Origin of the sequence: Paraburkholderia sp. HC6.4b (genome assembly GCF_014200875.1) — a bacterium.
GTDB classification, from domain to species: Bacteria; Pseudomonadota; Gammaproteobacteria; order Burkholderiales; family Burkholderiaceae; genus Paraburkholderia; species Paraburkholderia tuberum.
In genome coordinates, this window is the sequence record NZ_JACHDC010000010.1 from 148,455 (window position 1) to 164,009 (window position 15,555).

Genomic DNA, 15,555 nt, shown 5'->3' on the forward strand with positions numbered 1-15,555 from the left:
CGCGGCCGGCCGCCACATCCGATTAAACAGATTTTGGGGACGATATGAAATTCGCGTTCGTTTTTCCTGGGCAGGGTTCGCAGGCGGTCGGCATGCTCAACGCATTCGCCGATTACGCGATCGTGCGTGAGACGGTTCAGGAAGCCTCCGACGCACTCAACCAGGACCTCGGCAAGCTGATCGCCGAAGGCCCCGCCGAAGATCTCAATCTCACCACCAATACCCAGCCGGTCATGCTGACCGCGGCCTACGCTATCTATCGCGCGTGGCAGCAGGCGGGCGGCCCGGCGCCGGCGCTTGTCGCCGGCCATAGCCTTGGCGAATACACGGCGCTCGTCGCGGCCGGCGCGCTTGCGTTCCGCGACGCGGTGCCGCTCGTGCGTTTCCGTGCGCAGGCGATGCAAACCGCGGTACCGGTGGGCGAAGGCGGCATGGCCGCGATTCTCGGCCTCGACGACGACACGGTGCGCGCGGTCTGTGCGGAAGCGTCGGCGGCGGGCGTCGTCGAAGCGGTCAATTTCAATGCGCCGGCGCAAGTCGTGATCGCGGGCCACAAAGCCGCGGTCGAGAAAGCCTGCGAAGTCGCGAAGGCGAAGGGCGCGAAGCGCGCGCTACCGCTGCCGGTGTCGGCGCCGTTCCACTCGTCGCTGCTCAAGCCGGCGTCGGATCAATTGCGCGAATACCTCGCGAGCATCGACGTGCAGGTGCCGTCGATTCCCGTCATCAACAACGTCGACGTCGCCGTGGTCAACGAGCCGGCCAAAATCAAGGACGCGCTCGTGCGCCAGGCGGCTGGTGCGGTGCGCTGGGTCGAATGCGTACAGGCAATGGCAGCGCAGGGCGTCACGCACGTGATCGAATGCGGCCCGGGCAAGGTCCTTGCGGGTTTGACGAGGCGCATCGACGGCAATCTCGTCGGCGCGTCGGTGTTCGATCCGGCGTCGCTCGAAGAAACGCTGAAGCTCGTGACGGCAGACTGAGCGAGCATTCGCGAACGCAATGCCGCGCTGGCGCGGCATCCCTCGACAGACGAATCAACAAGAATCAATGAGCCCTATTTGAAGGGCATCCGGACTGACAGATGGAAAAGACTCTCGACAAGCAGATCGCAATCGTGACGGGCGCATCGCGCGGCATCGGCCGTGCGATCGCGATGGAACTCGCGCGTCAGGGCGCGACGGTGATCGGCACCGCGACGAGCGAAAGCGGCGCGACGGCGATCACCGAAGCGTTCAAGGCGGCGGGCGTGAACGGGCGCGGCGCGGTGCTCGACGTCAACGACGCGGCCGCGGCCGAAGCGCTGATCGACGGCACCGTCAAGGAATTCGGCGCGCTGAACGTGCTGGTGAACAACGCCGGCATCACGCAGGATCAACTGGCGATGCGCATGAAGGACGACGACTGGGACGCCGTGGTCGACACCAACCTGAAGTCGGTGTTCCGTCTGTCGCGTGCGGTGCTGCGTCCGATGATGAAAGCGAAGGGCGGTCGGATTATCAATATTACGTCGGTGGTCGGCTCGGCCGGCAACCCGGGGCAGATCAACTACGCGGCCGCGAAGGCCGGCGTCGCGGGCATGACGCGCGCACTCGCGCGCGAGATCGGCAGCCGCGGCATCACGGTCAATTGCGTGGCACCTGGTTTCATCGATACCGACATGACGAAGGCGCTGCCCGAAGAGCAGCAGACCGCGCTGAAAACGCAGATTCCGCTCGGCCGTCTAGGCAGCCCGGAAGACATCGCGCACGCGGTCGCGTTCCTCGCGTCGCCGCAAGCGGGCTACATCACCGGCACGACGCTGCACGTGAACGGCGGCATGTATATGCAGTAACCAATTTCGGTTACTATCCGCGCCTTGATGCGTTTGCGGAAAGCACGAGGCGCATGCGTTGACAGGAACCCGATGCGCCGCTTTTTTGCCGGGTCAAACCTGATAAAATGCGCGCACCTGTATTTTTGAACTTCTTTTCCCTTGGAGGGGTAATGGACAATATCGAACAGCGCGTCAAGAAGATCGTCGCGGAACAACTGGGCGTTGCGGAAGCGGAAATCAAGAACGAAGCGTCGTTCGTGAACGATCTCGGCGCCGACTCGCTCGACACCGTTGAACTCGTGATGGCCCTCGAAGACGAATTCGGCATGGAAATTCCAGATGAAGAAGCCGAGAAGATCACCACCGTTCAGCAAGCGATCGACTACGCTCGCGCAAACGTCAAGGCCTAAGGTCATTCGCGCCTGCGTTTCTGCACGGGCCGCGCATGACGCCCTGCCGTGCCGCTTGCCGGCGCCAGCAGGGTCGACGCTATCGGGCGTGTCCATTGGCACACCATACGTCGCGCCGCTTGCCACGCAGGAGCCAGCGATGTTGACAGCGCAACTTTCCGCGCGATTGCCGACTTAAACAGCCACAGGGCACACAGGGCGATTCCTGTGGCCGCTGTGGCTTTTGCTTTTTGTCATCTATGAAAAAGGGGTTACCGTGAGCCGCCGTCGTGTTGTTGTTACAGGCCTGGGGCTGATTTCGCCTGTTGGCAATAATGTTGCCGATGGCTGGGCCAATCTGGTCGCCGGCAAGTCTGGGATTGCCAATATCACGAAGTTCGATGCGTCGAACTTCTCGACTCGTTTCGCCGGCGAGGTGAAGGGCTTCAATATCGAGGACTACATCCCCGGTAAGGAAGCGCGCCACATGGATACGTTCATCCATTACGGCGTGGCTGCGGGCATCCAGGCGATGCGGGACAGCGGCCTCGAAGTCACCGACGAGAATTCGGAGCGCATTGGCGTAGTGGTCGGTTCGGGCATCGGCGGTCTGCCGATGATCGAAATCACCCAAACCGAATTGCTCAATCGCGGCCCGCGTCGCATTTCGCCATTCTTCGTGCCGGCTTCGATCATCAACATGATCTCCGGCCACCTGTCGATCAAGTTCGGCATCAAGGGTCCGAATCTGTCGATCGTTACCGCGTGTACGACCGGTCTGCACTGCATCGGCGAGGCTTCGCGCCTGATCGAATATGGCGACGCCGACGTGATGATCGCGGGCGGCGCGGAATCGACCGTGTCGCCGCTCGGTATCGGCGGCTTTGCGGCGGCGCGCGCGCTGTCGCAACGCAATGACGATCCGGCTACCGCGAGCCGTCCGTGGGACATGGACCGCGACGGCTTCGTGCTGGGCGAAGGCGCCGGCGTAATGGTGCTCGAAGAATACGAGCACGCGAAGGCGCGTGGCGCGAAGATCTACGCGGAAATCGGCGGCTACGGCATGAGCGGCGATGCGTATCACATGACCGCGCCGCTCGAAGACGGTGACGGCGCACGCCGCTGCATGCTCGCAGCGCTGAAGAACGCGGGCATCAACGGCGATCAGGTGAGCTACCTGAACGCGCACGGCACGTCCACGCCACTCGGCGATCTGGCGGAAACGACCGGCATCAAGCGGGCGTTCGGCGACCACGCGAAGAACATGGTCGTCAACTCGACCAAGTCGATGACGGGTCACCTGCTGGGCGGCGCTGGCGGTCTGGAGTCGGTGTTCACGGTGCTCGCCGTGCATCACCAGGTGTCGCCTCCGACCATCAATATTTTCAACCAGGACCCGGCCTGTGATCTCGATTACTGCGCGAACACCGCGCGGGAAATGAAGATCGACGTCGCGCTGAAGAACTCGTTCGGGTTCGGCGGCACGAACGGCACGCTGGTGTTCAAGCGCGCCGGATCGCCTGATCTCGGGTGACGCGTCGGTTCACGACGCCGGCTTCGCCGGCGCTTTCCCCCGCACCGGCAACGTTGGGTAGGGCAGCGCAGCGGATCACGCTGCGTCGCTCCATCGCAATGCGTGCCGCGGTGGGAGCGTTCGTGCTGATTGCGACGTTAGCCGTTTATACCTGTCTCGCGCCGCGAGTGGGCGCTTGGCAGGCCGCTCCGTTGACGCTCGCCGTCGCAGCACTGCTCATGCTCTGCGCGGCGAGGCATGACGCGGCGCAGGCCATCGCGCTGCATGTCGCGATGGGCGAGATTTCCGCCTGGAACCACGCGGGTGAGTTGCTCGCGCGGGGCCGCATGGTCGGTTGCGCGCAGTGGAGCGGCCGTTTGCTGGTGCTTGAGCTCGATCCCGAGGGTGGTCGAAGGCGCGGCCTCATCCGCGCACCGACGGGTCGCAGGCGCTCCCTGCTGCTCGCCGCGGACGCGCTGCCGTCCACTGTTTTCCGCGAACTTTCCGTGCTGGGCCGGCGTGCGGCCGGCGCCTGACTGTAACGACTGTAACCGCTGTTACCGTAGTAACGTGCCCTCACGAGGGGGACGCTACAATGGTCCCCCGCCATGCGCCCTATAGTTAAGTTAACGGATTTATCAGGTGAGCGAAAAAGAAATTGATCAGGTGCTGGTCGAGCGCGTCCAGAAGGGCGACAAGGCCGCGTTCGAGCTTCTGGTCTCCAAATACCACCGCAAGATTCTCCGGCTGATCTCGCGTCTCGTGCGGGACCCCGCCGAAGTCGAAGACGTCGCGCAAGACGCTTTTATCAAGGCGTATCGCGCGTTGCCGCAGTTTCGCGGCGAGTCGGCGTTTTATACGTGGTTGTACCGGATTGCGGTCAATACCGCGAAGAACTACCTTGCCACCCAGGGCCGGCGCGCGCCGACCTCAACCGAAGCGGATGCTGAAGAAGCTGAAACTTTCTCCGATGCCGACCAACTAAGGGATATCAACACGCCTGAGTCGATGTTGATGAGCAAGCAGATCGCTGAGACGGTCAATGCTGCGATGGCGGTTTTACCGGAAGAATTGCGCACCGCCATTACTCTCCGAGAAATTGAGGGTTTGAGTTACGAGGAAATCGCCGAGATGATGGGTTGCCCGATTGGCACAGTCAGATCACGAATTTTCCGCGCTCGCGAAGCCATTGCGGCAAAATTGCGACCGTTGCTTGACACACCCGAAGGCAAGCGTTGGTAGACGTTTCCGAACGTCCAGCTGGCTTGGCGGGGCAGCGGTGCAATATCTGGATTAGTGGTGTCACTACGGGGTATTTGGAAGATGGGGAGCATCATGGGGTCGGTCTCGATGCAATCGCAAGCAGGCTCGCACGGCGAGCGTCTGTCCGCTTTCGTCGACGGTGAGTTGTTCGGCGAAGAGCATCTGAATCTGGACAAGTTTCTTGCGGAGCTGGGCGGCGATGATCGCGCTGCCTGGTCGAGCTACCACCTGATCGGCGACGCGCTACGTTCCGACGATCTGGCAGTCAGCCCCGCACGGAGCAGTGCCTTTCTGAGCGGGTTTGCCGTGCGTCTTGAAAGCGAGCCGCATGTGCTGGCGCCCGCCGCCGCGTCTGCATCGGTCGCGCGCCGCCTGCTCGGGCTGCGCCGCAGAGTCGTGCCGGCTCTTGCCGTCGCTGCCGCGGCCGCTACGCTGACCTGGATCGTCGTGCCGCAGCTGCAGGGCGTGCCGGGTGGTCCGGGTGCCCAGCTCGCTTCGCTCCAATCGCACGGCGACGCGGTGCAGCGTGTCGCCATGGCCTCGGTGCCCGCGCAAGACTCCAACATCATTCGCGACGCGAGCCTCGATCAGTACCTCGAAGCTCATCAGCAATTCGCGCAACAACCGGCGATGGCAGGCTCGATGCCGGTGATTCGCGCTGCCTCAGTCTCCACGCAGGGCCAATAGTTTGATGCAGACTCCGCGGTTCAATAAAACGACTATCTGGGGGCGGTTGCCAGCATTTCTGTTCTGCGCAGCCGTGTTGTTGTCCGCTGCACCGCGGGTCTTCGCACAAGACGATCCTGCCGTCGCCCGTCGCGCGGCCGCGGAACTGCTCGATCGCATCCATCAGGCCGCCCAGCAGCAGAACTACGAGGGCGCGTTCGTCTATCAGCGCGGCAGTTTCGTGCAGACGTCGCGCATCGCACATTACTCCACGCGTACGGACGGCGAGTTCGAGCAGCTCGAAAGCCTCGACGGCAAGCCGCGCAAAATGCTGCGTCACAACGACGACATGTACACGTTCTTGCCGGAGCGGCGTATCGTGGTCTTCGAAAAACGGCAGAACAAGGACTCATTCCCTGCGCTGCTGTCGGTGAACGGCGAGCAGGTGCTGTCCGTCTACGAGCCGAAGATGCTTGGCGACGACCGCGTCGCGGGCGTCGACAGCCTCGTGATGGAGCTCGAACCGAAAGACGCGTACCGGTTCGCGTACAAGCTGTGGGCCGACAAAAAGACCGGTCTGCTGTTGCGCGCGCAGACGCTCGACCCGAGCGGTCAGGTGCTCGAGCAGTTGTCGTTTTCGCAAGTCCGCATCGGCGTGCCGGTCGACAAGACGGGCATCGTCAACGGCATCCGCAATCTCACGGGCTGGACGGTAGTGCGTCCGCCACTCGAGCCGGTCGACATGGCCGCGCAGGGTTGGCAAATCACGCCGTCGGTACCGGGCTTCCATATGATCCGCCAGTTGCGTCGTCCGATGGCGTCGCGCGAGGCGGGGCAGCCTCCGATCCCGGTCGACCAGGCCGTGTTTTCCGACGGCCTCGCAGCGATTTCGGTGTTCGTCGAGCCCGTCGAGAAAAATACGCGTAAGGAAGGCACGGGCGATAGCGGCGCGACGCACGTACTGGTCAAGCGTCAGGGCGACTTCTGGATTACCCTGCTCGGTGAAGTGCCCCAAACCACATTGCAGCAGTTCGCGTCTGCCATAGAATACAAAGCTCCGAAGTAACCCTTCCGAATCCTGAAATCCCTCGGCTTGCTACGATATGACGACTTTCTCGGTGCGCAAATTCCTCGCGGCCGTAGTGGTGGCGGCGTGTTTGCCGCTTGTGCCGCATATGGCATCGGCGGCTCCCGCTGCCAACCTGCCCGACTTCACCGACCTCGTCGACAAGGTTGGCCCGGCGGTCGTCAACATTCGCACGACAACGCGCGTGTCGAACGGTAGTTCCCGCGGCGGCCTGCCGCCGGGTATGGACGACGGCGACATGTCGGAGTTCTTCCGGCGCTTCTTCGGGATTCCGTTGCCGCAGTCACCGCAATCGCCGCACGGGGGTGATAACGGGGGCGGCGGCGGCGGTAGTGGCGGCAGCCCGGATTCACCGGACAACTCGGACGCCGAACAGAACAGCGGGGTAGGCTCGGGCTTCATCCTGTCGGCGGACGGCTACGTGATGACCAACGCGCACGTCATCGACGACGCGGACACGATCTACGTGACGCTGACCGACAAGCGCGAATTCAAGGCGAAGCTGATCGGCGTCGACGACCGTACCGACGTCGCGGTCGTGAAGATCAACGCGTCGAACCTGCCGACCATCACGATCGGCGACTCGAACAAGGTGCGCGTCGGCGAATGGGTCGTCGCGATCGGTTCGCCGTTCGGTCTCGAAAACACGGTGACTGCCGGTATCGTCAGCGCGAAGGGACGCGATACCGGCGACTACCTGCCGTTCATCCAGACTGATGTGGCCGTCAATCCGGGCAATTCGGGCGGTCCGCTGATCAACATGCAGGGCGAGGTGATCGGCATCAATTCGCAGATCTATAGCCGCACCGGCGGGTTCATGGGCATTTCGTTCGCGATTCCGATCGACGAGGCGATGCGCGTGGCCGATCAGCTGAAGAGTTCGGGCAAGGTGGTGCGCGGCCGCATCGCGGTGGCGATTGGTGAAGTGACGAAGGACGTCGCCGAGTCGCTCGGTTTGCCGAAGGCGCAGGGCGCGCTCGTGAGCAGCGTGGAGCCGGGCGGACCCGCCGATAAGGCCGGCGTGCAGCCGGGCGACATCATCCTGAAGTTCAACGGTCATTCGGTCGACACGGCGACGGACCTGCCGCGCATGGTCGGCGATACGAAGCCGGGCACGAAGACGTCGATCACGATCTGGCGCAAGGGTCAAACGCGCGAACTGCCGGTCACGATCGCAGAAATGCAGCCGGACAAGGTCGCGAAGGCGGATCAGAAGAAGCCGCAAGCGCCGCAGCAGCGCGCGACCAACGCGCTCGGCATCGCGGTCAGCGACATTCCCGCCGATCAGCAGAAAGCGCTGAAGATTCAGAACGGCGTGCAGATCGACGCGGTCGACGGTCCGGCCGCGCGTGTCGGGCTCCAAAAGGGCGACATCATCCTGCGGATTGGCGATACGGATGTGACGAGCACGAAACAGTTCGACGAGCTGACCTCACACCTCGATTCGCAGAAGATGGTCGCGTTGCTGGTTCGTCGCGGCGACAACACGCAGTTCGTGCCGATTCGTCCGCGCAGCGCGCAGAAATGACGAAGACGGCATCGCTCACGCTCTATGGGCGCGCGTGGTGCCATCTGTGCGAGGACATGCGCGCTGCGCTCGAGCCAATGCTGGCCGAGTTCGGAGCGCAGCTGGCGGTCATCGACGTCGACAGCGATCCGTTGCTCGAAGCGCGTTACAACGAGTTGGTGCCGGTGCTGGTTTGCGATGGCGTCGAACTGTGCCACTATCATCTCGACGAAGCGCCCGTGCGGGCAGCATTGGCTGCACATGCGTCGCGTGTCGCGGCGGCATCCTGATACGCCCCCGCGGGGCATCTGGTTTCGCGCGATCCATGCGCATTTTTGCCGCGGCTCACTGCGATGCGCGCGGTAATTTTCTCGCATCCTCTACGCCGTCTTGAGGCCCGCGCTTCGCAAGATGCGCCGGCCGATGGGCTTTTCGGCTAAAATAGATAGGATTTTCACCTACTTACAAGGCGTGCTCCGCTATTGTCCGGGGCGCGCCTTTTCGCTTGATCGGCACTGAATGGATCATATTCGTAACTTCTCGATCATCGCGCACATCGACCATGGCAAGTCGACGCTCGCCGATCGCATCATCCAGATTTGTGGCGGTTTGTCCGACCGCGAGATGGAAGCTCAGGTGCTCGACTCGATGGATCTCGAGCGCGAGCGCGGCATTACCATCAAGGCGCAAACCGCCGCGTTGTCGTATCGCGCGCGCGATGGGCAGCTCTACAACCTGAACATGATCGACACCCCGGGGCACGTCGACTTCTCGTACGAAGTCAGCCGCTCGCTGTCCGCGTGCGAAGGCGCGCTGCTCGTCGTCGACGCGAGCCAGGGTGTGGAGGCGCAAACCGTCGCCAATTGCTACACGGCCATCGAACTCGGCGTCGAAGTGGTGCCGGTGTTGAACAAGATCGATCTGCCGGCGGCGAACCCCGAAAACGCGATCGCCGAGATCGAGGACGTGATCGGCATCGACGCGACCGACGCGACGCATTGCAGCGCGAAAACGGGCCTCGGCGTCGAAGACGTGCTCGAAGCGCTGATCGCGAAAGTGCCGCCGCCGAAGGGCGATCCGCAAGCGCCGCTGCAGGCTCTCATCATCGACTCGTGGTTCGACAACTACGTCGGCGTCGTGATGCTGGTGCGCATCGTCAACGGCACGCTGCGTCCGAAGGACAAGATCCGGCTGATGGTAACCGGCGCGCAGTATCCGGTTGAACATATCGGCGTGTTCACGCCGAAGTCGAAGGATCTCGAATCACTGTCGGCGGGGCAGGTGGGCTTCATCATCGCCGGCATCAAGGAACTCGCGGCGGCGAAGGTCGGCGACACGGTTACGCTCGTGAACCAGCCGGCGGCCGTGCCGCTGCCGGGTTTCAAGGAAGTGAAGCCGCAGGTGTTCGCAGGTCTGTATCCGGTCGAAGCGAATCAGTACGACGCGCTGCGCGATTCGCTCGAAAAGCTGAAGCTGAACGACGCGTCGCTGCAGTACGAACCGGAAGTGTCGCAGGCGCTCGGTTTCGGTTTCCGCTGCGGCTTCCTCGGTTTGTTGCACATGGAAATCGTGCAGGAACGTCTCGAACGTGAGTTCGACATGGACTTGATCACGACGGCGCCGACCGTGGTCTACGAAGTCCTGCAGCGCGACGGCACGACCCTGATGGTCGAGAATCCGGCCAAGATGCCGGAGCCGTCGAAGATCGAGGAAGTGCGCGAGCCGATCGTCACCGTGAACCTGTACATGCCGCAAGACTACGTCGGCGCGGTGATCACGTTGTGTACGCAGAAGCGCGGCAACCAGATCAACATGCAGTATCACGGTCGTCAGGTTCAGCTTACGTACGAAATTCCGATGGGTGAAGTCGTGCTCGATTTCTTCGACCGTCTGAAGTCGATTTCGCGCGGTTATGCGTCGATGGATTACGAGTTCAAGGAATACCGCGCGTCGGACGTCGTGAAGGTCGACATGCTGATCAACGGCGACAAGGTCGATGCGCTGTCGGTTATCGTGCACCGTTCGCAAAGCCAGTACCGCGGCCGCGAAGTGGCGGCGAAAATGCGCGAGCTGATTCCGCGTCAGATGTACGACGTAGCGGTTCAAGCCGCGATCGGTTCGAACATTATTGCGCGCGAAAACATTAAAGCGTTGCGTAAGAACGTGCTGGCAAAATGCTACGGCGGTGATATCACGCGTAAGAAGAAGCTGCTTGAAAAGCAGAAGGCAGGCAAGAAGCGAATGAAGCAGGTGGGCTCGGTTGAAATCCCGCAAGAGGCTTTCCTCGCTATTCTGCGTGTCGAAGACAAATAAGTTGAATAACGGAACCCTATGAATTTTGCGCTGATTCTTTTTGTGCTCGTCGTTTTGACGGGTGTCGCATGGGTCGCGGACAAACTGGTTTTCCTGCCGAAACGGCGCCGCGAGGCGGAAGCCGCAGTCGCCGAATTCGATCGTCAGCAGGCACGCATCGGCGAGCGTTTCGCCGATGAAAACGCCGCGCAAACGCGCGCGCGTCTGCGCGACGACAAGCTGCGTCAGCCGTGGTGGCTCGAATATACGGCGAGCTTTTTTCCGGTGATTCTGGTGGTGTTCGCCGTGCGCTCGTTCGTGATCGAGCCGTTCAAGATCCCATCGGGCTCCATGGTGCCGACGCTGCTGGTGGGCGACTTCATCCTCGTGAATAAATTCGAATATGGTCTACGTTTGCCGATTACCAACACGAGGATCACGCAGGGCAGTCCGGTCCATCGCGGCGACGTGGTGGTGTTCCGTTATCCTAAAGACGAATCGGTCGACTACATCAAGCGCGTCATTGGTCTGCCCGGCGACGTGATCGAGTATCAGGACAAGAAACTCACGATCAACGGCAAGCCGGTGCCTGAAACGCCGTTGCCCGATTATCTCGACGAAGAGCGTCTCGGTTATGCGAAGCAGTTCCAGGAAGATATCGACGGCCGCAAGAACGCGATTCTGAATAATCCGGCGGTGCCGCCGTTCATCGTCGGTGCGGAAGATTATCCGTATCGCGACAACTGCCAGTACAACGCGCGTGGCGTGATCTGCAAAGTGCCGCCGGGCAATTTGTTCATGATGGGCGATAACCGCGACAACAGCGCGGATAGCCGGTACTGGGGTTTTGCGCCTGAACGCAATATCGTCGGCCGCGCATTTTTCATCTGGATGAACTTCAGCGATCTGCGGCGCATCGGCCCTTTCCAGTGAGTCGCGTGCATCGATCGCTTCATGAGCGCTTCTCACACGCCGCGCGAATAACCGGCGCCCGGTTATCTCGGCCGCGGCGTGTTGTCATGCTACTTTAAGAACTCGCGGTAACGTCGTTTCACCACGCTTTTTCCGCTGGCGCCCCCGTGTTTCCGCCGGGTCAGGCGCCCGCGTTATACTCTGCCCATGCCCCTATCTCCGTTGGAAAGCCGTTTGCGCTACGAATTTCGCAATGCGGAATTGCTGCGCCAGGCTCTAACACACCGCAGTCATAGCTCCACGCATAACGAACGGCTCGAATTTCTCGGCGACTCCGTTCTGAACTGCGCGGTGGCTGCGCTTTTGTTCCAACGTTTCGGCAAACTCGACGAAGGCGACCTGTCTCGCGTGCGCGCCAATCTGGTCAAACAGCAGTCCCTCTACGAGATTGCTCAGGCACTCAATATTTCGGAGGGCCTGCGCCTCGGCGAGGGCGAGTTGCGCAGCGGCGGCTTCCGCCGCCCATCGATCCTCGCGGATACGCTCGAGGCGGTGCTCGGTGCGATATTTCTGGACGGCGGATTCGAGGCTGCGCAGACGGTCATCAAGCGCCTTTACGTACCGATTCTCGACCATATCGACCCGCGCACGCTTGGCAAGGACGCGAAGACGCTGCTGCAGGAGTATCTGCAGGGCCACAAGATTGCGTTGCCTACTTATACGGTCGTCGCCACGCATGGTGCGGCGCACAATCAGCAGTTCGAAGTGGAATGTACGGTGCCGAAGCTGGACGTCAAGGTGTCTGGCTCCGGCGCGAGCCGTCGCGCGGCGGAGCAGGCGGCCGCAAAGAAGGCGCTCGACGAAGTGATGGCCGCGGCGCCTGCCGTGGTCGCGAAGCCGAAGCGCTCGAAGGGCGCGCGTGCCGCGAAAAATGCCGAGCAGGAAATCGTGCCGGGCGTGACCGGCGTCCAGGCCGCACTGGATTTGCGCGCACCGGATCGCAAGAGCGCGCGCGGTGAAGGGCGCGCGGCTGTCGCGCTGGAGGCGCACGCCGACAAACCTTTCGTGGAAAAATCAGCCGCTGAAAGACCGGCGGCCGAGCGTGCCGCGCCGGGTCCCGCCGGTGCGCCGTTGGCTGTAATTCGTGCCGCGCATGTGGAGTACAGCGGACAGGACAAGCCGGAGCGCGCCGAAAAGTCCGAAAAGACGGAGAGGGCCGACAAGGTTTCGATCCACGCGGGCGAGAAACCTGTCGACAAGCCGGCCGAAAAACCAGCAGCGGACAAAACCCCCGACCTCAAAGCCGACACGTCGTCACACGCTCGCAGCGCAGACCGTCAGCGCAGCCGCGAAGCCGCGCCGGGGATTGCTGCGTCGAGCGTGAGCGCCGCGCCCGCGTCGGTTGTCTCGGTGTCCCCGGCACCTGCCGAACACGAACCCGGCGTCGCCGACGCGGTGCAAACGCGCGTCGCCGATGCGGGCCATTGATTGCCATCGGCGTGCGCGTCGCGCGCGCCGAACTGAACCTGCCGTAGTCCGAATATGAACGCTCCCACTCCCACTGGTTTTCGCTGCGGCATGGTCGCGATCGTCGGCCGCCCGAATGTCGGCAAGTCCACGCTGATGAACGCGCTGGTCGGCCAGAAAGTCAGCATCACGTCGCGCAAGGCGCAGACCACGCGCCATCGCATTACCGGCATCAATACGCTCGAAGACGCCCAGTACATCTTCGTCGACACGCCCGGTTTTCAGACCAAACACAGCGGCGCCCTGAACCGCTCGCTGAATCGCGCCGTTACGTCGACGCTGACCTCGGTCGACGCGATCCTGTTCGTCATCGAAGCAGGCCGCTTCGGCCCTGACGACCAGAAGGTACTCGATCTGATCCCGGCGAAGGTCCCGACGCTGCTGATCGCGAACAAGCTCGATCGCGTGTCGGATAAAGACTCGCTGTTCCCGTTCATGCAGCAGATGAGCACGCTGCGCGAGTTCAACGAGATCGTGCCGCTGTCGGCGAAAAATTCCGACGACATCAAACGTCTGCTGGCCACCGTCAAGCCGTTCCTGCCGGAAGGCGAGCCGATCTACGGCGAGGACGACCTGACCGATCGCAGCGAGCGCTTTCTTGCCGCCGAAATCCTGCGCGAGAAAGTCTTCCGCTGGACCGGGGACGAACTGCCGTACACGAGCACCGTGCTGATCGAGAAGTTCGAAACCGAAGGGCGGCTGCGCCGTATCTTCGCGACGATCCTCGTCGATCGCGACATGCACAAGGCGATGATCATCGGCCAGAAGGGCGCGAAGCTGAAGCAGATCAGCACCGAGGCTCGCCTCGACATGGCAAAGCTGTTCGACGGGCCGGTGTACCTCGAAACCTTCGTCAAGGTGAAGAGCGGCTGGGCCGACAATGAAGCCGGGCTTCGTGCGTATGGGTACGAATGACGCGTGGATGACGCTCAATTCAGACGAGGCTTCGGATCAGCCGGAGCACGAACCGTCTCGGCCCGCGCGTAGCGCGAGGAAATCGTCGGCCGACGCAAAAAGCCCAAAAAGCGCGAAAAGCGCACCCGCCGACGATGGCGAGCCACGCAAAACGCCGGCACGCCGCGCGCCGCGCACCTCCACATCCGAATATCGGATCACCGAGCAGCCCGCGTTCGTGCTGCATAGCTATCCGTATCGCGAGACCAGCCTGATCATCGACGTGCTGTCGCGCGATCACGGCCGTCTCGCGCTGGTCGCAAAGGGCGCGAAGCGCCCGCACTCCGCGCTGCGCGGCGTGCTGCAAACGTTCCAGCCGCTGTCGCTCGCGTGGTCGGGCAAGTCCGAAATGCGCACGCTGACCGGCGCCGAATGGGTCGGCGGCATGCTGCCGCTGACCGGCGACGCGCTGCTGTGCGGTTTCTACGTCAACGAACTGCTGGTGCGCTTCTGCGCGCGCGAAGACCCGCATCCTCAGTTGTTCCATCACTACGTCGTCACGCTGACGCGGCTCGCGCACGATGAGCCGCCGGTGCAGGTGCTGCGCTCGTTCGAACGCGTGCTGCTACGCGAGACCGGTTACGCGATGGCGCTCGACCGCACGGTCGCACGCAAAGCGGTGCTCGCCGACGGCCGCTACGTGTTCGATCCCGAGCGCGGGGTACGCGAGGCATCGGACGAATGGCCCGCGCAGTGGCCGGTAGTGACGGGACAAACCTTGCTCGATATGGAAAAGGACGATTACCATCGAGCGCAGACCGTCGCGCAAAGCAAAACGCTGATGCGCTTCCTGCTCAACACCTATCTCGGCGGCGCGCCGCTTGCCACCCGCCAGATCCTGATCGACCTGCAGAACCTATGAGCTTCTTCCTGACTTCGCCGACCGCGATCGACCTCGGCGTGAACATCGACCACGTCGCCACGCTGCGCAACGCGCGTGGCACGTCCTATCCCGATCCGATCCGCGCCGCGCTGATGGCCGAAGAAGCCGGCGCCGACGCGATCACGCTGCATCTACGCGAAGACCGCCGGCATATCGTCGACGCCGACGTACACAAGCTGCGTCCGCTGCTGAAAACGCGCATGAATCTCGAATGCGCGGTCACGCCGGAAATGCTCGACATCGCGTGCGAAGTGCAACCGCACGACGTCTGCCTCGTGCCGGAAAAGCGCGAGGAGCTGACGACCGAAGGCGGTCTCGACGTCGCCGGACAGTTCGAGGCGGTGCGCGCCGCATGCAAGCAACTGGCGGACGCGAGCTCGCGCGTGTCGCTCTTCATCGACCCCGAGGAGACGCAGATTCGCGCCGCGCACGAAGCCGGCGCGCCGGTGATCGAGCTGCACACAGGCCGTTACGCGGAAGCTCATGATCCCGCGGAACAGCAGCGCGAATACGAGCGCATCGTGCGAGCAGTCGAATTCGGCGCGACGCTCGGCCTCAAAGTGAACGCGGGCCACGGCCTGCACTACACGAACGTGCAGCAGATCGCGGCGATCGACGGCATCGTCGAACTCAACATCGGCCATGCGATCGTCGCGCATGCGATCTTCGCGGGCTGGGACAACGCGGTGCGCGAGATGAAGGCGATCATGGTCGCCGCACGTCTCGGCGCGCGCGCGTAACGCAACCTG

Annotated in this window: 16 protein-coding genes; all 16 read left to right on the forward strand. The window is 62.6% G+C overall.

The window, feature by feature from the left end; translation table 11 throughout:
* Positions 1-44 precede the first annotated feature (44 nt).
* The 16 genes from fabD to pdxJ all read left to right on the forward strand — a co-directional run bounded on the left by fabD (position 45) and on the right by pdxJ (position 15,546).
* Positions 45-980, forward strand: coding sequence for an ACP S-malonyltransferase (gene fabD / locus HDG34_RS17085; protein WP_184061405.1), 936 nt, complete (start codon positions 45-47; stop codon positions 978-980).
* Between the two features lie 101 nt (positions 981-1,081).
* Positions 1,082-1,831: a 3-oxoacyl-ACP reductase FabG gene (gene fabG / locus HDG34_RS17090; protein WP_090801174.1), complete on the forward strand. Its 750-nt coding sequence runs from the start codon at positions 1,082-1,084 to the stop codon at positions 1,829-1,831.
* Between the two features lie 152 nt (positions 1,832-1,983).
* A complete protein-coding gene (gene acpP, locus HDG34_RS17095; protein WP_004197638.1) occupies positions 1,984-2,223 on the forward strand; it encodes an acyl carrier protein in 240 nt (79 codons plus the stop codon).
* A gap of 256 nt (positions 2,224-2,479) precedes the next feature.
* Positions 2,480-3,736 carry a beta-ketoacyl-ACP synthase II gene (gene fabF / locus HDG34_RS17100; protein ID WP_184061406.1) on the forward strand — a complete coding sequence of 419 codons (1,257 nt, stop codon included), beginning with the start codon at positions 2,480-2,482 and terminating at the stop codon, positions 3,734-3,736.
* Positions 3,737-3,858: 122 nt separating this feature from the next.
* Positions 3,859-4,251 carry a hypothetical protein gene (locus HDG34_RS17105; protein ID WP_409259406.1) on the forward strand — a complete coding sequence of 131 codons (393 nt, stop codon included), beginning with the start codon at positions 3,859-3,861 and terminating at the stop codon, positions 4,249-4,251.
* Positions 4,252-4,357: 106 nt separating this feature from the next.
* Positions 4,358-4,957, forward strand: a complete 600-nt coding sequence (gene rpoE, locus HDG34_RS17110) for an RNA polymerase sigma factor RpoE (RefSeq protein WP_006051939.1) — start codon at positions 4,358-4,360, stop codon at positions 4,955-4,957.
* Positions 4,958-5,050: 93 nt separating this feature from the next.
* Positions 5,051-5,665 (forward strand): sigma-E factor negative regulatory protein, encoded by a 615-nt coding sequence (locus HDG34_RS17115; RefSeq protein ID WP_184061408.1) that lies wholly within the window; start codon positions 5,051-5,053, stop codon positions 5,663-5,665.
* 4 nt (positions 5,666-5,669) lie between these two features.
* Entirely contained in the window at positions 5,670-6,710 is a 1,041-nt protein-coding gene (locus HDG34_RS17120) for a MucB/RseB C-terminal domain-containing protein (RefSeq protein WP_184061409.1), read from the forward strand.
* Between the two features lie 37 nt (positions 6,711-6,747).
* Positions 6,748-8,259, forward strand: coding sequence for a DegQ family serine endoprotease (locus tag HDG34_RS17125; RefSeq protein ID WP_184061410.1), 1,512 nt, complete (start codon positions 6,748-6,750; stop codon positions 8,257-8,259).
* Positions 8,256-8,528, forward strand: a complete 273-nt coding sequence (locus tag HDG34_RS17130; RefSeq protein WP_184061411.1) for a glutaredoxin family protein — start codon at positions 8,256-8,258, stop codon at positions 8,526-8,528. The genes HDG34_RS17125 and HDG34_RS17130 overlap by 4 nt, the downstream gene beginning before the upstream one ends.
* 229 nt (positions 8,529-8,757) lie before the next feature.
* Positions 8,758-10,551, forward strand: a complete 1,794-nt coding sequence (gene lepA / locus HDG34_RS17135) for a translation elongation factor 4 (RefSeq protein ID WP_184061412.1) — start codon at positions 8,758-8,760, stop codon at positions 10,549-10,551.
* A gap of 18 nt (positions 10,552-10,569) precedes the next feature.
* The gene (lepB, locus tag HDG34_RS17140; RefSeq protein ID WP_184061413.1) at positions 10,570-11,463 is read left to right on the forward strand and encodes a signal peptidase I; all 894 of its coding nucleotides are present in this window, start codon (positions 10,570-10,572) and stop codon (positions 11,461-11,463) included.
* 186 nt (positions 11,464-11,649) lie between these two features.
* The gene (rnc, locus tag HDG34_RS17145) at positions 11,650-12,930 is read left to right on the forward strand and encodes a ribonuclease III (RefSeq protein ID WP_184061414.1); all 1,281 of its coding nucleotides are present in this window, start codon (positions 11,650-11,652) and stop codon (positions 12,928-12,930) included.
* A 54-nt stretch (positions 12,931-12,984) separates the two neighbouring features.
* On the forward strand, positions 12,985-13,884 hold the full coding sequence (gene era / locus HDG34_RS17150) for a GTPase Era (protein ID WP_184061415.1): 900 nt from the start codon (positions 12,985-12,987) through the stop codon (positions 13,882-13,884).
* Entirely contained in the window at positions 13,871-14,785 is a 915-nt protein-coding gene (gene recO / locus HDG34_RS17155; protein ID WP_184061416.1) for a DNA repair protein RecO, read from the forward strand. Before era ends, recO begins: the two co-directional genes overlap by 14 nt.
* Positions 14,782-15,546 (forward strand): pyridoxine 5'-phosphate synthase, encoded by a 765-nt coding sequence (gene pdxJ / locus HDG34_RS17160; RefSeq protein ID WP_184061417.1) that lies wholly within the window; start codon positions 14,782-14,784, stop codon positions 15,544-15,546. The genes recO and pdxJ overlap by 4 nt, the downstream gene beginning before the upstream one ends.
* The last annotated feature ends 9 nt before the right edge of the window (positions 15,547-15,555 follow it).